The 20,509-nt window shown below is 41.5% G+C and carries 18 protein-coding genes; 4 read left to right on the top strand and 14 right to left on the bottom strand.

What is annotated here, in order from left to right; translation table 11 throughout:
• Window positions 1–287 precede the first annotated feature (287 nt).
• From Q7J63_RS03140 to Q7J63_RS03130, 3 genes are all read left to right on the top strand, one after another.
• The gene (locus tag Q7J63_RS03140; protein WP_304883930.1) at window positions 288–707 is read left to right on the top strand and encodes an FdtA/QdtA family cupin domain-containing protein; all 420 of its coding nucleotides are present in this window, start codon (window positions 288–290) and stop codon (window positions 705–707) included.
• A complete protein-coding gene (locus tag Q7J63_RS03135) occupies window positions 704–1,117 on the top strand; it encodes an FdtA/QdtA family cupin domain-containing protein (RefSeq protein ID WP_304883929.1) in 414 nt (137 codons plus the stop codon). The genes Q7J63_RS03140 and Q7J63_RS03135 overlap by 4 nt, the downstream gene beginning before the upstream one ends.
• Window positions 1,118–1,259: 142 nt before the next feature.
• Entirely contained in the window at window positions 1,260–2,390 is a 1,131-nt protein-coding gene (locus Q7J63_RS03130) for a DegT/DnrJ/EryC1/StrS aminotransferase family protein (RefSeq protein ID WP_304883928.1), read from the top strand.
• Here Q7J63_RS03130 and Q7J63_RS03125 read toward each other — a convergent pair.
• The 14 genes from Q7J63_RS03125 to Q7J63_RS03060 all read right to left on the bottom strand — a co-directional run bounded on the left by Q7J63_RS03125 (window position 2,387) and on the right by Q7J63_RS03060 (window position 18,588).
• Window positions 2,387–3,568 carry an aminotransferase class I/II-fold pyridoxal phosphate-dependent enzyme gene (locus Q7J63_RS03125; protein WP_304883927.1) on the bottom strand — a complete coding sequence of 394 codons (1,182 nt, stop codon included), beginning with the start codon at window positions 3,566–3,568 and terminating at the stop codon, window positions 2,387–2,389. The two genes, Q7J63_RS03130 and Q7J63_RS03125, sit on opposite strands and share 4 nt — an antisense overlap.
• Window positions 3,569–3,583: 15 nt before the next feature.
• Complete coding sequence (locus Q7J63_RS03120; protein WP_304883926.1) at window positions 3,584–4,189, bottom strand: acetyltransferase; 606 nt, start codon at window positions 4,187–4,189, stop codon at window positions 3,584–3,586.
• Window positions 4,190–4,192: 3 nt separating this feature from the next.
• Window positions 4,193–4,798 (bottom strand): sugar transferase, encoded by a 606-nt coding sequence (locus tag Q7J63_RS03115; protein ID WP_304883935.1) that lies wholly within the window; start codon window positions 4,796–4,798, stop codon window positions 4,193–4,195.
• Window positions 4,798–6,045: a glycosyltransferase family 4 protein gene (locus Q7J63_RS03110; RefSeq protein WP_304883925.1), complete on the bottom strand. Its 1,248-nt coding sequence runs from the start codon at window positions 6,043–6,045 to the stop codon at window positions 4,798–4,800. Before Q7J63_RS03110 ends, Q7J63_RS03115 begins: the two co-directional genes overlap by 1 nt.
• Window positions 6,046–6,047: 2 nt before the next feature.
• Window positions 6,048–7,952, bottom strand: a complete 1,905-nt coding sequence (locus Q7J63_RS03105) for an alginate lyase family protein (RefSeq protein ID WP_304883924.1) — start codon at window positions 7,950–7,952, stop codon at window positions 6,048–6,050.
• Window positions 7,949–10,138, bottom strand: a complete 2,190-nt coding sequence (locus Q7J63_RS03100) for a bi-domain-containing oxidoreductase (RefSeq protein WP_304883923.1) — start codon at window positions 10,136–10,138, stop codon at window positions 7,949–7,951. Before Q7J63_RS03100 ends, Q7J63_RS03105 begins: the two co-directional genes overlap by 4 nt.
• A gap of 33 nt (window positions 10,139–10,171) precedes the next feature.
• Window positions 10,172–11,692: a Gfo/Idh/MocA family oxidoreductase gene (locus tag Q7J63_RS03095; protein WP_304883922.1), complete on the bottom strand. Its 1,521-nt coding sequence runs from the start codon at window positions 11,690–11,692 to the stop codon at window positions 10,172–10,174.
• Window positions 11,693–11,749: 57 nt separating this feature from the next.
• Window positions 11,750–12,505: an FkbM family methyltransferase gene (locus tag Q7J63_RS03090; protein WP_304883921.1), complete on the bottom strand. Its 756-nt coding sequence runs from the start codon at window positions 12,503–12,505 to the stop codon at window positions 11,750–11,752.
• A gap of 266 nt (window positions 12,506–12,771) precedes the next feature.
• The gene (locus Q7J63_RS03085) at window positions 12,772–13,644 is read right to left on the bottom strand and encodes an IS3 family transposase (RefSeq protein ID WP_304883934.1); all 873 of its coding nucleotides are present in this window, start codon (window positions 13,642–13,644) and stop codon (window positions 12,772–12,774) included.
• Window positions 13,645–13,646: 2 nt separating this feature from the next.
• Window positions 13,647–14,027: a transposase gene (locus tag Q7J63_RS03080; RefSeq protein WP_304883920.1), complete on the bottom strand. Its 381-nt coding sequence runs from the start codon at window positions 14,025–14,027 to the stop codon at window positions 13,647–13,649.
• Between the two features lie 130 nt (window positions 14,028–14,157).
• Window positions 14,158–15,168, bottom strand: a complete 1,011-nt coding sequence (locus tag Q7J63_RS03075; RefSeq protein ID WP_304883919.1) for a glycosyltransferase — start codon at window positions 15,166–15,168, stop codon at window positions 14,158–14,160.
• Between the two features lie 26 nt (window positions 15,169–15,194).
• Window positions 15,195–16,178: a glycosyltransferase family 1 protein gene (locus tag Q7J63_RS03070; protein ID WP_304883918.1), complete on the bottom strand. Its 984-nt coding sequence runs from the start codon at window positions 16,176–16,178 to the stop codon at window positions 15,195–15,197.
• Window positions 16,179–16,223: 45 nt separating this feature from the next.
• On the bottom strand, window positions 16,224–17,264 hold the full coding sequence (locus Q7J63_RS03065; RefSeq protein ID WP_304883917.1) for a glycosyltransferase: 1,041 nt from the start codon (window positions 17,262–17,264) through the stop codon (window positions 16,224–16,226).
• Window positions 17,224–18,588, bottom strand: coding sequence for a hypothetical protein (locus Q7J63_RS03060; RefSeq protein ID WP_304883916.1), 1,365 nt, complete (start codon window positions 18,586–18,588; stop codon window positions 17,224–17,226). The genes Q7J63_RS03065 and Q7J63_RS03060 overlap by 41 nt, the downstream gene beginning before the upstream one ends.
• 484 nt (window positions 18,589–19,072) lie before the next feature.
• Between Q7J63_RS03060 and Q7J63_RS03055 the strand changes: the two genes are divergently transcribed.
• A complete protein-coding gene (locus tag Q7J63_RS03055) occupies window positions 19,073–20,509 on the top strand; it encodes an MBOAT family protein (RefSeq protein WP_304883915.1) in 1,437 nt (478 codons plus the stop codon).

The raw sequence follows: 20,509 nt of genomic DNA, 5'->3' as shown, positions 1-20,509 counted from the left end.
GATTCATATCGATTTTCGAAGAATCTAAATTTAAAACTATTTTATTTGTATTTTGAATATTTTAAATTGCTTTTTAATCCATTTCCCCCTTGGGGAATTTCAATTGGAATGGAAATTGTCTGTCTCTTTGGCAGTTCAAAAAAACGTTATAATTCATATAAATAAGTTTACTTTTGCAAACAGGTTGGTTGATTCCTGAAAAACCCTAGTTTTGAAGTCAGTTTTGGAACCAAACTATTTTCAATCCTCCATCAGATCACCCCTAATGTATTGATTTATTGCCTATCATGGGAAAACTTACCAATATCCATCAAGTTGAAATCATTGATCTTCCCAAATTTGAAGATCCCAGGGGAAACCTGTCCTTTATTGAGGAAGAATTGCATGTGCCTTTTAAGATCGAACGTACCTATTGGATTTACGACGTCCCTGGTGGACAAGTCAGGGGAAGCCATTCCTTCAAAGCGCAACAGGAATTGATCGTGGCCATCTCCGGAAGCTTTGATATCGTGGTCGACGACGGGAAGGAGCAGAAAACAATTTCCCTCAACAGATCCTACTATGGACTGTATGTTCCTTCGGGAATCTGGAGACAAATGGAAAATTTTTCCACCAACTCCCTCGCGATCGTTTTGAGTTCCACCAAATTCTCCGTGGAAGATTATATACGGGAATATGGGGACTTTTTAAAATACAAAGGATTATGAAGCATTACAGCGTATACGATTGCTCGATTGTTCCCCTGAACAAAATCCATAATCGGGCTGGAAACATTACCGTGGTAGAAGGGGAAACTTCTATTCCATTTGACATCAAAAGGGTCTATTATCTCTATGATATTCCCGGTGGGGAAGAGAGGGGCGGTCATGCGCACCATGGCCTATTTCAACTTATCGTGGCCGCTTCCGGCAGCTTCGAAGTCATGCTCAACGACGGACACAACAAGAAAATCGTGAGATTGAACCGGCCAGATTTCGGCCTTTTGGTAGTTCCGGGCATTTGGAGGGAATTGTTTGAATTTTCGTCCGGATCCGTTTGTTTGGTTTTGGCCTCCATGAAGTATTCAGAGGACGATTATATCAGGGATTATGAGGAGTTTAGGAAATTGAAGGGGTAGAGAGAGGGACGGAAGTGGGAGATGGAAGTGGGAAACGGGAGATGGGTTAGGATGGCTTAATTTTGGGGGCCGATTGTAGTGATAGTAGTAGTAGTAGTAGTAGTGCTTGAAAAATTCTTGAAGAAAAACGCTTTTAATTTATATGTCGGCAAATCAAACAATCAGTTTTTTAGATCTCAAAGCTATCAATGATAGTTTTGAACCGGAATTGTCTCAATCCATCAAACGCGTATTGGATGCTGGATGGTATCTTTTGGGAACTGAAACCAGTGCATTCGAAGCGGAATATGCGGCTTATACCGGCGCAAAACATTGTATCGGTGTCGCCAATGGATTGGATGCTTTGAGATTGATTCTCAAAGCTTATCTGGAAATGGGTTTCATGCAGGAAGGGGATGAAATCATCGTTCCCGCTAATACTTACATCGCCTCGCTTTTGGCCATCACAGACAACAGGCTAGTCCCAGTCTTGGTGGAACCGGATCTTCTTTCCTACAACATCGACACTTCGCGCATTGAAGAAAAGATCACCGATCGAACGAAAGCGATCATGATGGTTCATTTGTATGGCCAAAATGCTATGAATGATCAATTGCAGGAATTCGCGGATAAATACAATTTGAAGTTGATCGAGGACAATGCCCAAGCCATTGGAGCCTATTCCGGAACAAGACGGACCGGGAATTTGGGCGATGCTGCGGGACACAGTTTCTATCCTGGTAAAAATCTTGGCGCTTTGGGAGACGGTGGGGCGGTGACGACCAACGATGATGAACTGGCATCCGTGATTCGCGCATTGGCCAACTATGGTTCCAACAAAAAATATGTGAATACCTACCAGGGACTGAACTCCCGATTGGATGAAATCCAGGCTGCGGTTTTAAGAACCAAGCTGGTCCGAATGGACGAGGAAAACCAAAAAAGAAGGGAAGTGGCTGCTTATTATTTGGAAAACATTCAAAATCCTGAGGTTATTCTTCCCTTTATTGAAGGACCTGCACGCACCAATGATTCACATGTTTGGCATCTGTTTGTCATCCGGACAAGCAATAGAAACGCACTGCAAAATTACCTCAGCGAAAACGGAATACAGACGCTCATTCATTACCCGATTCCTCCACACAAGCAGGAGGCTTACAAGGATATGAATGCGATGCATCTTCCTATTACTGAAAAAATACATGAAGAAGTATTGAGTTTGCCGATCAGTCCGGTCCTTACTCAAAAAGAAGTTCAAAAAGTAGTGGAAATCATCAACAGCTTTTCGGTTTAACCGAGAAGCTGTTTGATCATTTCTACGGTTTTTACCAAATCAGATTTCTCCAAATTAGATCCACTTGGAAGGCACAAGCCGTCTTCAAATATTTTTTCAGAAACTCTTTTGGCTCCATAATAGGGATAATTCTCAAATACAGGTTGCAGGTGCATTGGTTTCCAAATCGGTCTGCTTTCAATATTTTCCTCTTCCAATGCCAGCCGAATGGTTTCCCTTGTTTTGCCATGGGTTTGGGAAGGATCCACGGTGATGGCAGAAAGCCATCTATTGGCATAATATCCTTCAAGTTCCGGCAGCATGCTGATCCCTGGAATCACTGTAAGTTCCTGCCTGTAAAAACTGAAATTCTCCCTTCTTTGTGCCACCCTTTCTGATAGCACCTCCAACTGTCCCAAGCCAATGGCAGCGGAGACATTGCTCAATCGGTAATTGTAACCGATATCCACGTGCTGGTAATGCGCTGCGGGAGTTCTGGCTTGTGTAGCCAAATATCGGGCCCGATCAATCCAATTCACTTCAGGTCCCAACAATGCCCCCCCTCCACTCGTGGTGATGATTTTATTGCCATTGAAGGAATAGACCCCAAATTCCCCAAAGGTACCACAGGCTTGTCCATTTAGATTTGACCCCAAAGCTTCTGCAGCATCTTCCACCACTGGGATACCATATCTGTTGGCAATCTCCATGATTTGGTCCATTTTGGCAGGCATGCCATACAGGTGAACCGGGATGATGGCCTTGGGTTTTTTTCCTTTTTTGGCATCCAAATTTAAATGGGCGGGAAAATCTTCCGCAACGGAACCGTCCATACATGCCTTTATCGCTTCTTCCAAAGCCTCTGGGCACATGTTCCAAGTATCTTCTTCGCTGTCCACGAACACCGGAACGGCCCCTTGGTAGCGGATGGGATTGGCAGAAGCGGCAAAAGTCAGGGATTGGCAGATGACATAATCACCAGGCTGCACATTCAGCATCACCAGGGCAAGGTGCAAAGCCGCCGTTCCCGAAGAAAGGGCTGCTACTGGAAATCCATTGGAAATTTTGCTCAGGTTGTTTTCGAATTGGGTCAAGTGTGGCCCAATGGGTGCAATCCAATTGGTATCAAAAGCTTCTTGAACGTACACAGATTCCTGTCCACCCATATGTGGGGAGGAAAGCCAAATTTTTGGAGGCATAATTATTTTTGACAATTAAATGTTTTGATTTGTTTTGATCACTTTTGCTGGATTTCCAACAACCGTGGCGCCATCTGGAACATCCTTGATGACTACTGCACCGGCCCCGATCACAGCCCATTTTCCAATGGTGATTCCCTGAATAACGGTGGCACCTGCTCCTACCCAAGCGCCTTCCTTTACGGTAACATTTCCGGATAAGGTGGCATTAGGTGAAATATGGACAAAATCCTCAATTTGACAATCGTGGTCAATGCTGCAAGCAGAATTGATAATGCAATGTTTGCCAATAAAGGAGCCGATTTGAATCGTAGCGTTGGCCATCACCACTGTTCCCTCGTCGATTGCTACCCCTTTCCACAAAAAAGCGGTGGGATGGATAATTTTAAGATAGGAAGTCTCAAGCCTCTCGGAAAGTTCTTTTCTGATTTGGTTGTCTCCAATCCCAATCAACAATTGGTTGTCGATAGTCAAGGAATCTTCGGTATGAAAAACAGACAAACCCGTAAACTGTTTGATTGATAGATTCTGATCAATAAAGCCGTCAGATTTTATTCCAAGATCTTCTAATATTGACCAGATCACTTTACCATGGCCACTTGCCCCGTAGATATACAGCATAAATTATTTGTTGCCTTTGAATTTTTCCATGGTGGCATGGGACGCAGCAGATACTCCCTCACTTTTGAAAACCTTGAAAACGGTAAGAAAAAGGATTTTTAAATCCAGCGCAAAACTTAAATTCTCCACATACCAGACATCCATTTCGAATCGTTCTTTCCAATTGACCAAATTTCGGCCATTGACCTGCGCCCAGCCCGTAATGCCGGGCATTACCTCATGTCTCCTTGCTTGAAATCCAGAATAAAGTTCCAAATATTCCACCAGAAGAGGTCTTGGTCCAATTAAACTCATATCCCCTTTGATCACATTGATCAATTGTGGAATCTCGTCCAGGGAGGTTTTACGGATAATATTCCCCACCGGTGTCAATCTTTTGTCATCAGAAAGAAGTTCACCATTTTGGTCTCTGGCATCGTTCATGGTTTTGAACTTGATCACATGAAAGATCTTCCCTTTGCGTCCTGGCCTTTTTTGGAAAAAGAAAGGTGAACCCGAATTGTTGATGGTCAACAAGATCAGTACGACCAAAAAAACAGGAGAAAGCAGCAGCACCATCAAAAAGGCAACCGTAAAATCGAACACATATTTAAGAAAATGCTTATACATCATGGTCTTCCATTCAAAACCTTTTCTTGGATCAAATGAAGGTATCTTGTGGAAAGGACTTCCCGATCAAAATTTTCCTTTACGAATTTCAATCCATTCTCCCCCTCGATTGCCAACCTCTCCGGATTGTTGAGATAGCCTAGAATGACCTCCCTGTAAGATTGGGCATTTTCCGGTATCACATAGGAACCTGCTTTTGCTTTTTCAATCAATTCCCTGGACACGCCATCAATGGCCATCAAAACGGGTTTTTTGCAGGAGAGATAATCAAAGGTTTTGTTGGAGTAAATGGTCTTGAAAGTATCCACGTTTTTCAAAACACTGGCTCCCATGTCTGAAGCCAGAATATATTTGAATATTTCAACCTTTGGAACCGGGTCGAAAAAGATGACATTTTTCAATTCCCTTCTTTCACATTCTTCGATCAAAAAGGGTTTCCTCATGCCCATTCCAATCAGGACAAACAGTACATTGGTTTCTTTCAACAATTCTGCAGCGTCAAAAAGTTGCTCCAAGTGATTGGCCACCCCATGGGCACCGACATAGGTAATCACAAAATTATCCTGCCAATTGAGTTCTTGTCTTAGACTTTCCGCATCAAAATTATGCAACAGTTCATCCGACATCCTGAAATCAGCCCCATTTGGGATCATGATCACTTTTTCGGAAGGAACGCCTTTTTCCAATATCAATTTATCCCTGAATGCGGGTGTCAATACATTGATCAGATTTGCTTTTTTGTAGATGAATCCTTCGAACCAAAATGCCATCTTGATGATTGGTCCATTTTGCAATACACCCGTATCGATTGCGGATTCAGGCCACAGATCCCGCACTTCGAAAACCAGTGGTATCCTTTTAAACCTACTGATGAGGTAGCCAGAAAATCCCACAAACAATGGAGGAGAGGTAACCAATACGACGTCATATTTTTCTTTTGCAAAGAACAAACCTGCGTAAAGAGAAGAAAACATGAAAGAAAGATATCCCCAGAGTCTTCCAATGAAATTGGAATTGTAGGATTCGGAGACATGGGTTCGGATCACGGTCACTTCACCCTGCTTCTTTTTTGAAATCCATCTTCCTTTGTATTCCTCTTTTTTGTTGGAGGCATTGTAATGGACCATTCCTGCAATTACGGTTACCTGATGTCCGTTATCTATCCATGTTTGTGCCATTTCATTGAATCTTGACCCACCTGGGTCGTTTTCTTCAAGGAAATATTGGTGTATTAAAATAATATTCATTTCTACTTTATTTGTAATATCGTTTTAAGAAAGTGGGTATTGCTGGAAAACGTGATCATTTTTTGTTTTTCATATTTCCCATAAGAAGAACTGTAATAAGACACCTCATTTAACATTTCCGCACTTTTTCCGGTCTTTTCCTTGGCCGCAATTTCATGGACTTCATTGCTCAAACCATGCCAATGTTGAAACATGACGGATTCAGGGGGTGCAAATCTTACTTCGTCCTCTATTTCCCAAGCCGGTTGACCTTTTTCCTTTGTTACTTTCCGTCTGTGGACAATTCCTTTTTTTAGATAGGCATAAGCTGTTATTTCTCCTTCAAACACATAGTTTTTTTCGGTTTCATAGAATTTTACCATTTTTCTTTGCGTCCAATAAAACCAGATAAATCTGGAACCTTTCAGCATTTGATCATGCCGGTTCAAGGTGACTGTATTGTGACCCAACGTACCTACAAAGTAACGAAGGATTTCTAAATTTGCGTTATATTTATACGAACCTGCATCTTTCAGTATATTATCGGTTTTCTCCCAAATATCCAAATGCAGATTATCCGCTTGTTGGGGTCGATCGCGGTGATTGCCACACCTCAAAAAAGTAAGGGTGCCTCCATCCCGGATCAAATAATACCCTCCAATCTCAAATGCGATCAAACCCTGTTTTTTCTCAATTTTCGGGAAGGAGTACAGGCATTCTGTTCTTGTGTTTTTGATCCAATTTTCCTCTTCCAAATCCCCTTGAGAATAAAGTTTTCCTTTGGTAATCATTCGGTAAAGGCAACTCAATTGTGGCCTATAATCCCTGTAATGCTGCTCGGAAAGGGGGAAGAATAGGGCTCCGTCATTGGCGCCATAATTGGGAAGCCAGCCATTTCCCTCATTTTGGCACTGAAAAAGAAAATTCACTGAAGCCAATGCCTTCTCATATACTTCTTTGGAAAAGGGTTTCTGATGGATTTCAGTGATTCCCAAGCCGAAACTCAAGAGTTGGACGACTACCCGATGGTAATTCATGCTGAACTGCAAAAATGTCCCGTCTTCATAAATTTGATAATTGATTTCCGTCTCAAACCATTCCCTCCCCTTTTGAGACCACAATTTGGTTTCGGGAATAAAGGGAAACAAGAGCTCCGAAACCGTCAGCATCAAGGTCTCCGTGATGGCGTGGTTGTTTCGGACGGCTATCCTTGAAAAATCAATGTGCTGATACACATGTTGCAGGGACCAATAGATGATCTGCTGTATTTTCCCCCATCTTTCCGCAGTTAACTCTGGTGAATCCTTGTAGAAATAAAGTGCATACATCCAGTTGATCAAGCGGAGGGAAATCTCCTGGCTACAGCGCCAATTTGGCCCTTGGTTGATTGGATTGTGATCAATCCAATCTTCTATTTGGCTGAATACAAAAGCGGAATTGTCTTGGTCAAAATGGTGGTCATAGCGGAGAATGGTCAGGAGATACGTAAACCGGGATTTTTCCCATACGTATTTGATATCCCCCTGCTCAGGGTTTAAATCCTGAATCTGGGACCAATGTTTGGTGACATCATAGCGGTAGCCTGTCGTGGGATTGGTCACCCAGTCGTACGATTTTCCAAGATCCATCCATTCATCACTGAAAAACTGGATTTTTCCAGACAGTATATTGTGGGCATTTTGCTCCAGATTTCCTGATTGCTTTTTGGAATGCCCCAGCCCATTTCTGCTTTCGAAGAAAAAAGCCGGGCTGCTTCCTTGCCAATCTGCCAGAGATATCCAGGATTGGACAGGCGGTTTGACAGGATGCTTTGCAAGAAGGCTTCCGGTCCTCTTTTCCAACTCATGTTTAACCCTGTAGCCCACGTATCGCGGACCCATGTTCCCCAAAAACTGGAAACCTAGATTTAGCTTTTTGAGTAAATTCAAGATTCAGAATTATTGGTTTTAGACGCAATGTTTACCCAATTTCCGGATTTCAGACTTGCAATCGCTGCCAAAGACGCTTCAGAAACATTGACAAGATCCGCCCAGGAAATAAGAGGTTTGCCGCCATTCTGAAGAAAATCCACGTATTGGGTAAATTGGTTTTTGTGGCCTTTGTCGATTTTGGTTTTCAGGTTTTTGAATCCCTTCACCCCAAATGCCTCGGTGGTTCGGAAATTGTCCATCACCCATGTTTTTTCTTTGCTGTACACTTCCACACGTTCCTTGCTGTATGCCTTGGAGCCATTGGAGAAATAGTTGATCACCGCATTGCTGCCATTGTGGAATTTCACTAAAATACTGGCATTGTCGGTATTTTCCAATGGCGTTTCTCCCATCGCATTCATGCAAACGGAAGCAATGGTGGATCCTGTCAGGAAAACACAAAGGTCTAGGTAATGACAGGCTTCACCGATGATTCTTCCGCCTCCCACCTGCATGTCATGGACCCAGACATTGGCAGGAATAAATCCTGCATTCATGGTTGCAACCAAATTAATGGGCCCAGGGGTATTTCCAAGGGAATTTTTGATGGCTTCAATGTGTGGCGAAAACCGCCTGTTGAAGCCCACCATAACGGAAGCCTTGTTTTCAGGATTATCACTTACTTGATTTTCATATGCTCCGATGACGGCCTTCAATTGTTCGGCATTGATGGCCAGAGGCTTCTCCACAAACACATGTTTTTTGGCTGTCAAGGCTTCCATCACGAATTTGGAGTGGGAGTTGTGGCGCGTAGTGATGATCACGGCATCCACTTCGGAATCCTTAAGGATCTCGGTATAATCCGTGGTACTGTGGGAAAACCCGTATTTTTTGGCCAACTGGGTTCCGGTCAAGCCACCGGAAGAAGCGATAAATTTAAAATGTGCCTTGCCACCTTTCAACGCAGGCAGCATGGTCATTTTCGTGAAATTACCGGCTCCGATAATCCCCAAAACGCCTTTTGATCCCTTGTAATTTTTTTCTTCCAAAAGAAGGGTATGCTTTGCATTTCGGACTGTCTCAGCGCCCAAATCGTCACCTGATGGGTATTTGAGGATAGAGGCAATGGATTTGCTTGAACCGATTTCCCCATATACTTTTTGAAAATCCGCCAAGTCGATGACTTCTGAAATCAATTCCTTCACCTTCAGCCTTTGCATGCTGATGGCCTGAAGGATGGCTTCAAAATTTCTTTTTTCTGTCCATCTTACAAAGGCAAGCGGATAATCGACCCCTTTTTGTTCATAATTTTCATCATACCTTCCCGGTCCATAGGAGCATGAAACCTGAAATGAAAGTTCTTTTTCATAAAAATCTGCTCTGGACAAATCCAAACCAATCACGCCAACCAAGATGATCCGTCCTCTTTTTCTGCTCATTTTGGCAGCATCTGCGATGATACTGTTGGTTTTGGCAGAAGCTGTAATGATCACTCCATCTGCTCCTATCCCACCGGTTTTCGCCATTACATCCTGAACAGGATCACCTCCCTTCGCAGGATTGATGGTTTCAATACCCCATGAGGAAGCGAGCGCACATTTGGCAGCATCAATGTCAATTCCAATCACCCTACAGCCATTGGCCACGAGCATCTGTGCCGTCAACAAGCCTATCAAACCCAATCCAGTCACCACGATGGTTTCCCCGAAGGTGGGATTGCAAAGACGAATGCCCTGAAGGCCGATAGCCGATATCACTGTAAAAACGGCCTCTTCCTGGCTTACATTGTCGGGGATTTTGGCGACAAGATTTTGGGGGACATTTACATATTCAGCATGGGGTCCATTGGAAGCTACGCGGTCACCTACGGCAAATCCACTCACGCCCTCTCCTACTGCCACCACTGTCCCTACATTGCAATACCCCAATGGTAGCGGTTGTTCCAATTTGCTGAAAACGGTTTCCAAGGTAGGGATGAGCCCCTCCGCTTGGATTTTGTCCAACACCATTTTTACTTTGTCGGGTTGTTGTCTTGCCTTTTGAATCAGGTTTGCCTTGCCAAATTCCACCAACATTCTTTCGGTACCCAAGGAAACCAGTGAATGCGAGGTTTTGATCAATAAAGCTCCCCGCGACACCATTGGTGCAGGCAGTTCTTCCAAAATTGTTTGTCCTGTCTTAAAGGATTGTATAATCTGTCTCATAAATTTCTTTGAAAAGTAATGAATCTTATCCTTTTACAAGGATTGGAATTGTTCCTCCATTTTAATGGCCAGTTCAGTGGAAAGCAGGCTTTGGATGGAATCACCCTGCTCACCCATTTTAATTTTATATCCTATCTCCTGGTACATCAACCTGAGGTAGTGCAATTTATCTGTATTTTTGGTTCTGATTGTTTTGACGCTCGATTCGCTGGAATACTTCATGGAGTCGATGATGGTTACTCTCCTGTCAGGCACCGACAACTCTACATATTCCCGCATTCCAATCCTATTTGGGCCAATATCTGAAAGGGTAATGACGGCATTCGCACCATTCTCCAATTCAATCAAGAGTAACAATTCCTGATCGTTCAGTCTTTTGGTTTCAAATTTTGTGAAAGGCACATAATTGTTCAAAAACAAAAACTGATCGATCCAATGGCAACCATTTGAAATAATCCGACTTCCTGAAACGGGCCAATTGTACCAATGCTGTTTGTGAAGCGGAATCTCAAAAACAGTTGCTTTGTAATGGATTGGATCTCCTTTTGTCACTTCCAGATCTTCAAAAGTGTAGGAATTGAAAACCTGATACCTTTTTTGAAAACATTGGAAAAAAGGACTTCCTGTCTCAGTAGCTGTTTTTTTGAATGCTTCAAAATCCTCCAAATTGGTCGCAATGGGTTTTTCGATTACTGGGATGGCTCCAGCCTTCAAGGCATCGATAGCCAATCCTGCATGCGTATGGTGAAACCCTGCAATCAGCCAAACTGGATATTTCGCATCCTCTTTATCCGCTTTGGGATTGGTGGATTTGGGCAAACCACCTGCCTCGATCAACAATGAACTGTCAATTTCATGGATCTTGTGCAGATGGACAAAAGGTTTCAAAAAAGGTAGTGTAATGGTTCTGGCATAATTGCCGTAACCAAACAAGACCGCTCCAATTTGACCATTGGAAGGTTGGCTATCCGTAGGGGCGATTTCCTCCCGATCCGGAAATACCGTAGAAACCGGAGACATCCCCTTCCGCAATTCGGCCAAAAATCCGATGATCGGATTCAGATCCACCAAATCCTCAGAGTATTTTGCACCGGAAATCGGAGGCATCATTTCTGCGATTTCCTCCAATAGGTCAATGCTTTCTTTCCCAGTGGGAAGTTGGCCCCAAAGCTGCTCATCCCCTTTGTGTTCTACCCTTTTGGTCCAGCAGGCAGGAACTGCCAATTGGCTCTGAAAATATTGGGCAGAAGGATGTACAAAACAATGATAGGCATTGTTGACATCTTTTCCGATTCCACAAACCAACCATTTATCGTTTCTGATTCTTTCGATTTTCTGTCTGGAAAGGACTTTCCTGACCAAATCAATGGGACGATACACCTTTGCGTAATTCAGGATTTTTTGGGCACCGCTTTTCCCCTGTTCATAAACCAAACCATTATTCCCATTCGGCCTTACGGCAAGATAATGCACCGACTCAAGCAGAATTTCATCCTGGATGGGTGTGGGACCAGGAATCCCCGCGTACAATTTCGATGCGTAACCAATTTCCATTATTTAATTATTCTGAGTTTTATGAATGATCGCTTTTCCCCACTCCTTGCGCAAGCTTTATCGTTTGACAAATCCCCATTTTTTTGTGATATCAGAACGAATGAACAGTGCGTTTCCATAATTTTCACCAATGGAAATTGACCAATTGCTCACCTCGTACAGTCCAAATAACTGATACCCTTGTTTGGTTAAAACATCAAGGATGTTTGAAAAATAGGTATTCCTCGTATTTTTCAAATCAAACCCTGTTTCCAGATAAATCAAATCAATACTTTTTGAATTCAGCATGTTTGTAAAGCCTAACAATACATTGAGTTCAAAACCTTCGGTGTCAATTTTCAGGAGATTTATGTGTCCAATATTATTTCGGCTACAAAAATCATCTCCACGCTGAACCTCTATCTCCTCTCTTTTCTCGCTTTCCTTACTCATGGCGTGAGGATTTAGGGAATTCAAGACCGAATTTTTTTCATCATAAATATTGATAAAAACTTTCTCTTCTGTATTTCCCATCGCAATCTGGTGGAAAGACATATTGCTGAAATCCCCTTTATTATTGACTAATTTATCATAAGTGGATTTCACGGGTTCAAATGCGGAAATATTTGCGTCTGGATTATTTTTTAATATTTCGCCGGAGAAGGAACCGACATTGGCACCGACATCAAAAACCGTTTTCAATGGTATATTGATCTTATGTTTTAGGTCAATCCATATATCCGTTCCAATGGGCAAATCTTTAATCTTATAGATATAATACCCGGAAACATCCATCACCATTTTTCTTAAAAAGGCAGTTGTCAAAATTCTCATAGGAAACAGTCTAAAATTAAGGAGAAAAATTTATTTGAATTTAAGAGTTTCGTTTATAGGAAAACAATTTGGTTTTTATGTATATCGGCAATATTGTCGTTAGATGCTAAAATTCAGAAAACCCTTGCCAGAAACCTTAATCGGAGGCTTGTCTCGTCCTGAATTTACTTGACACTTTTTTTCATTGTTTTTCTTTTGTTTTCAATCTTCTTAAATGCTTCTTAGCACAAGTAAGGAAACCTGTCAAGGCCGGAGCGGAGCGACGTTTATATAGCCTTGACAGGTTTCTGTCTTGTGCTATCTTTGCGTTTGAGAGATGAAAACACTGATAATCCCTTGTGGACCTCATTTGGTTTTTTCATCTCCAGAGAAATGTGCGGCCTTTTTTCATTATAGCTTACCACTGCATGCTTTACAGCCGAGTACGCCTCACTCAGACTGTTGAATGTAGCATCCAGGAGATATTCATATTTCAATATGCCGTTGAGCCTTTCTGCCATGGCATTGTCATAGCAGTTACCCGCTTCCCCCATACTTGATATGATCCCGGCTTCCTGCAGCAAAGCGGTATACTGCTTGCTGCAATACTGGAATCCCCGGTCGGAATGATGGACAAGTCCCTTGGGAGCAGGACACTGTCTTATGGCCATCTTCAGGGCCTCAGAAGCCCATTTGGCTTCAAGTGTGTTGCCCAAATACCAGCCGACTATCTTTCTGCTGTAGGCATCTGTTATGAGAAACAGGTATCTGAAAGTATCTCCGACACGGATGTAATTAATATCAGAAACCCATGCCCGGTGGGCGGCGGTCCAGACCTTTCCGTTAAAATGGTCCTTGAACTGACTATAGCGCATAAATGACTGTGTAGTAACCACATATTTCCTTTTACGCTGGATCAAAAGCCCGGCAGAATACAGTAATTTAAAGAACTTGTCCCTGCCCATTTTTAACCCCAGTCTCCCGATGTCCTCTTTGAGAAGGTGGTAAAGTTTCCTCCCTCCAATCTTGGGATGTATTCTCCTCTGGTCTCTCACAAGATCCAAAACAAGATCATAGCCTGCGTCTTCCCTGATCTTGGCACTTGCCCAGCTGTAGAAGGCCGCTCTGCTGTAACCGAAGTAACAGCATGCCTTGGAAATGCTCAGCCCTTTCGGCCTATTTTCGACGCTCTTTTGCCAAAGTTTTTTTTTAAATCCGTCTTATACTCTTCATTGGCAACACTGATAAGGGTCTCAAGGCACTTGTTGGCAATAATCGAGTCAGCAAGTGCTGACTTCAGTTTCCTGTTCTCTTCCTCAAGATGCTTAAGCCTGTCTTTCTCGTCCATGGTCTCTATCCTTACTATCTTGTTTAATAAATGATCTTTTCCAAATAACCTCACCCACTTTTGAACCGTATCCGCACCTCCAATACCATACTTCTTTTGGAGGTGGGTTACCGAAGAACCCGATTCGTACTCCTCTACTACCTGTCTCTTGAAACCAATACTGTACCGATTGATTTTTTGAACCTGTTTTGTCATAGTTTTACCTGTTTTTAGTTTGACTTTACTGTCAAGCTATTTCAGGACATGACAGCTTCTTCCGGCTTCCAACGTCGGTCATCCGCGCCATTTCTTAGAAAATATATTTTACCGGCACAATAGCGGATGATCATATAAGTTTTTTTAGTATTTGATTGATTTGACTACTAATCAATAACCTTGCCTTGGTTAGTTCCGTTTCCCTGGCTCGGACCATGGCTTTTGCTATTTCTGTTTTGTCTTCAGGCTGAAAAACCAATGAAGGGGAAATAACCGCATGTGTAAAAGGAAGATCCGAGGCAAGAATTTTCATTTCATATTGCGAGGCTTCTATCAGGCCCAAACCAAAGCTTTCCTGATTGGAAGGAAAGATGAAAAACCCGCATTTTCTGTACAGTTTATCCAAAGCCTCTTCATCGCACCAACCCAAATTCTCAACGCCAAGTCCATTGTTTTTCAATTCTTCTATCTTGGCCAATAGCGCTGGGTATTGGGCACTGATAGTCAGGTAAAGTTTTGTGTCGGGATAAGTCAAATAAACTTCCTGCATTGCCTCCAAAAGCTGTAAGTGCATTTTGTTGGGGTGTCCATCACTGATAAAGAGAAAGGAATTTTTCTCCCTGTCCTTTTCACTGATATTTTCGACGGTTTTAGAAAGGAAAAAGGGAAGCACCTCGATTTTATTGGATGGAATTCCCCAGAACTTCCCAAATAGCTTTGTGACCTCATCCGTTTGCACCCACCATTTGTCCGTGTTGTTTTTGAATGTCCTGATGACCAAAGCCTTTATTCGTGACATCCACTTTACACGGGGGGAAAACGCATTAGAGGTATAGAAATAAATGGTATTGTGAAAATATGTATACACCTTCGCCTTTAGGCGGATACTTGGCGGAATATTGCCAAAACACAGGACAGTACTGAACTCCGTTCCTCTTTTGAGATAGAATTTATGCCTTTTGATCAGTGAATTTTCCAAGTACATCACATTTTCATGGGGTAAGAAGTCATAACTTCCACGTACCCTTTTATCCAAAAGATAAAAAACATGTTTGCCAGAATCATGCAATTGGAGGATCATTTCATTCAACAGGATCCTTCCCCCACTGTTGTTGATGTACAATGCGTCAAGCAGTACCATAGGATAGTCTTAAAATTTTTGATACCTCAGTCTGCATATTTCAGATATAATTTTTCATACATCGCCGCAATGCTCTCAATGGAATATTTCTGGATGTTTTGAAAACCATTTTGGATAATTCCATTCCTGATGGACTCACTTTCAATCAATGTATTTATCGCATTTCTGATTTCAGAAACAGATAGCGGGTCTACAAAAAGCGCTGAGTTGTCCCCTGCAACGTCTGGCATGCAACTGATGGTGGATGTGATTACTGGGCGACCAGTCGCTTGCGCTTCAATAATCGGCATCCCAAATCCCTCATATTCAGAAGCAAAGAAAAGCATATCTGCATCCTTATAGGCCAATTTCAATTCCTCAAACGAAAGGTCAGTCCTTTGTTCGAATTCAACTTTGGATTCCAATAATTTCGCCTTGATCCTTGGGTCAAAAAGTTTGTTCACCAAAAGCAATTTTACATCCAATCCAGAAACCGCATCAATCAATCTTTCAAGGTTTTTGTTCGCCCCACTTCCAATCTGCATAATGACAGGCTTGGTATTTTGATTGGGTTGTTCCCTTTCAAAACCAGGTAAAAGAGGATCTGGAATGATGATGATTTTTTCTTCCGCCACATGGAAGTGCTCCATGATATCGATTTTAGTCGCTTGGGAAATGGCTGTGATGGTATCCACTTTTTTGAATGGATCCTCCAACCAAAACTTCTTATAGATCATTTTTTTGACGCCCTTCAAAGTGGTGGTGTAATACCCCAAGTCATGAACCGTCAATATGGTATTCTTGGACGGAAGTCCATAGGACAAAAAATGAACATCCCCGGTGATGTGATTGATTTTACCGGCATTTTTTTTTGCCCATCTCACCGATGCAATCCTTCCCATTCCTGCAGGAATGTCATGATTGATGACATGGATGTTTTTGCTCAACTCAAGCCTGATGGCACCAAAAAGTTGTTCAAATGTATAATTGGAAGGCCTAGGGTCCCTGTTGAAATGGGAAACTGTAATCATTGGGTTAATTTTAATTGAAACGCATCATGCTAATAAGTGAACTCCTCAATTGGCTCCAATAAAATCCATGTGACCCAGCACCCTGTTGGCCCTTTGATCTAAGCTATGGTCTTTGTTTGCCCTTTTCATGCCGGCGATCGAAATTTCAATCCGCTCTTGCTCTTCTTTGAGGTAGTATTCTATTTTCTGTAACAGGTCTTCTGTGTTTTCAAAAAAACCAGCTTCTTTGGCGTCCTGGAAATAAAGAATAGATTCCTTATTTTTTTCATGAAGCAAAAATCCACCTGCAGCCGGAATATGGAAAGTCCGGGAAGTGATCAAATCACCCGATGAAGCACCCCTTACCTGTTCGGAAAGAATCCCCAAATTTATTTTTGAAGCACAAATACCAGCAGCATACAGATCTCCGAAAATCCCTTGATTTTGCAGGCAATTTTTAATTTGAGGCATTGCGGATTTTTCCCACTGGGTTCCCCATATTTTCAGATCGATATTCGGAAATCTATCCTTAATTGCACTCAGAATCTTCTCTTTTTTGGGAGAATATGTCCCTATGAAACTCACGTCACAGAAGAATCCCTTCGGAATCATTTCTCTATGAATGGGTTTGTGTATTTCAGGGTCGTAGCCGTGCGGAATGAAAATGCAGTCATTGATCCCGAGTTGTTCACCAAAATCCTGTATCCCAAATGTTTTGGTGGTGAAAATCTTATCATAAAGACCCAGTGTGTGTTTCAATAGCCCTCCATGAGTATGGAAACTTACATCTGGATAGAAGTTGTAAAGTTTGACCTTCATTTCCTTTAAGGCCAGTAGGGTTTGGGGTTTCACAAAAGCACCTTTATAAACCAGTACCGCATCCGGACCAAATTTCCTTGCCATGTTGAGAATTTCAAAATTGAAATCCTCGATATACACACTCCGTAAAACTTTGGAAATGATTTTTGCCTTTAACATTTTAGCGCTCAAGGGAATGTGGTAAAACTCATCCACCACTTCTATCAAAGCTCCTTTTCTACTCATGGCCTTAAAAAGGCCACCAGCATTACTTCCTCGCCAAAGAGGGCCTACGCAAAGAATTTTCATGCTTGTTGTTGAAGAGTTTGCTCAATAGGAACATCACAATATAAAGAGCCAAATAGGTAATCAAAATCTGTAAATCAGCCCCGATCCCTAAAAATGCCGTGTAGAGTAAATACACGGCAAAGAATGTTCCCAAGATATTGAATTGGCTTTTATAGAAGTCTACTGAATCCCAAAGTAATTTCAAGAACATTCCGACCAAAAATGAACCGATAATCAATCCAATCCAACCAAAATCAAGATAAAGCTGGCCAGGTATTGTCATATTGATGGAGTTATTGTACCAACCATCCACTTCCACTGCGGCACCGATTTCCACGGCATACCAAACGCCCAAAGCAATGACGGGTTTTTCTGCCCAAAAAATCCTGGGCACCAAGGCCACGAGCAAAGGCGTGGAAGCCAATCCATTGTAATGTCCGTTTTTTTCCACCAATCCGCAGACTGCTGAAATCTGGGCCACATTGGAACTCCTTTCAAAAGCAGACAATGTTTTTGCTTCTTCAAAACTGGAACTTCTTTCCTCTTCAATTGCAAAATTGAGTTGGGACAATCGGTCTATCCCACTGGAAATATTGGATCTTTTGGCACCGAAAATTTCAAAAAAGCTATAGAATATCAAGATCAAAAGAATAACCGGCACAAATTTTACCGTAAACAAAGTTTTTAAACTTCCAGCCCCCAGAAAATAACTTAGGATAAAAACCAAAATTGGCAATACGATTTCCAACCTCAGATAAGAAAAAAGCAAGGCATTGAATGCTGTGGCAACTGTCAAGACCAAGGATTGGGTGTACAAAGTCTTTTTCTGAAATTTTCCAGCATACCTCCCCAAGATAAAAATCCCTACTATCGGAAACAATTCTATGATGGTCTGAAATGAACCGGGAAGGCTGAAAAACAACCAAAATTTATTAAAACTAAAGACTAGTCCAACCCAAAAAATAGTGCTTAAAACACCTTGACTCAATTTCGTTCTCACCGAAATTTTCGGAAACTTGAAATCTGTGTTTAAGAAATATCCAAAAGCCAAAAATTGGTTTCCGATGGCAAAGATTAGCGCGGATAGCGGAAACAGATCCGGAATGGCATATATATAGCTTTCATACCCTTCCGCAGACTTAAATCCATTGATAATCACGATGTTTGCGACCACAGTGATCACCAATCCCAAAAAATAAAGATGTATGTATTGAAATTTCTTTTTAGTCGTGTAATTTTTGACCAATTCATAGGTCAGATAAAGCAATAGACTTATTGAAGCACCAAAATCAGGTATAAGGTAATAGAATCCAACATGAAGTATTAACCAAAGCAGGTGAAGCATAATTTTCAATTATTGAATCTAATCGGAAATGATAATCAATTTTAATAAAAACACCATTTTGGGGCAATCCCAATTCAACTGAAATAAAAAAGCGCACCACTTTCATAAATCAATCGGTTATAAGTGGACAAAGGTAACCACAATAATATTATTCATCAAAAAAGATATTTGATTGTTCAAAAATCCACGAAAGGAACACTTTTCCGGCATCTCCTGATAAATGAATTGATTGAAACCCTTGGTTTTCGGTTAAAACCAATCCCCTATAGAAAGCTTTTGCTTGCATTTGAAATCCTGAAATGATTTGAAGAACTAACTCAAAAAAATATTTTGGGACGCAAACCTATCCAATATTATTTTCCTTTCTATTTTGGAAGAAAAGTCCAATGTTTAAATTAACACCACAACAATTACAATTAATTTGTACTTTTGCCAAAATCTTGAAAGAAATTTCCACCTCGAAAATCAAAATCAGCACTCGTTAATGCTCTTCAATTCAATAGACTTTGCCATATTTTTACCTTTGGTTTTCCTCCTATATTGGTTCGCAACCAAAGAAAGCATTAAAAAACAAAATTTATTGATTGTAGCGGCTAGCTACATGTTTTACGGTTGGTGGGACTGGAGATTTTTGTTTTTGATCATGTTTTCAACTGTGGTAGATTACTTGATCGGTATCTCCTTGTCAAATGAAACCAATGAGAAAAAACGGAAGATGCTACTTTGGATCAGCATCTGCATCAATCTGGGTTTTTTGGGTTTTTTCAAGTATTTCAATTTTTTCATTGATAATTTCACTACAGCATTTTCATTTTTTGGGGGTGAAATATCAGGATCAAGTTTAAACATCATTTTGCCTGTTGGAATAAGTTTTTATACTTTCCAGACACTAAGCTATACCATTGATGTGTATAAAAAGAAGATCGATGCCACAAAGGATTTTGTTGCGTTTTCAGCCTTTGTCAGCTTCTTCCCGCAACTGGTGGCTGGTCCCATTGAAAGAGCTTCGAATTTGCTTCCTCAGTTTTACAACAAAAGGACCTTTGACAAGCAAAAAGCGGTAGATGGGCTCAGACAGATTTTATGGGGCCTGTTTAAAAAAATAGTAATTGCGGATAACTGCGCAGAGTCAGCAAATATAATTTTCAATAATTCTGAAAATTTCTCTGGAAGTACTTTGGTAATTGGGGGAATATTGTTCGCTTTTCAGATTTATGGTGATTTTTCAGGATACTCAGATATTGCCATAGGAACCTCTCGCTTGTTTGGGTTTGATTTGATGCGGAATTTTGCATTTCCATATTTCTCGAGGGACATAGCCGAATTTTGGAGAAGGTGGCATATTTCACTCTCCACATGGTTCAGGGACTACCTGTACATTCCCTTAGGTGGAAGCAAAGGCGGTACATGGATGAAAGTTAGAAACACCTTCATCATCTTTATCGTAAGTGGTTTCTGGCATGGTGCAAATTGGACATTTGTCGTTTGGGGAGCATTGAACGCCCTCTACTTCCTCCCCTTATTGCTTTCAAACAAAAACAGGGCAAATATCGACATTGTCGCTATCGGGAAAAACCTACCCACAGCGAACGAACTTCTGAAAATGACCTATACTTTTGGATTGACTGTTTTGGCCTGGATAATATTTAGAGCCGATAACATTGCACACGCTTGGAATTATTTGGGTACGATATTTTCACGTTCATTGTTTTCCTTTCCAGATCATCTCCCTAAAACTACATTCCTCTTGATTTTAATTTTTACGCTTATAGAATGGTTGGGCCGAGAACAGCAATATGCGATTGCTATCATGGGTTTTAGATGGCCTAAAAAATTACGCCTCACTTTTTATTATAGCATCATTCTCGCTATATTTCTCTTCTCTGGTCAAGAGCAGGAATTTATTTATTTCCAATTCTGA

This window comes from Rhodonellum sp., assembly GCF_030656585.1.
Classification (GTDB): Bacteria; Bacteroidota; Bacteroidia; order Cytophagales; family Cyclobacteriaceae; genus Rhodonellum; species Rhodonellum psychrophilum.
Note: the sequence above shows the minus strand (reverse complement) of the source record. Positions and strands in the feature narration are given on the sequence as shown.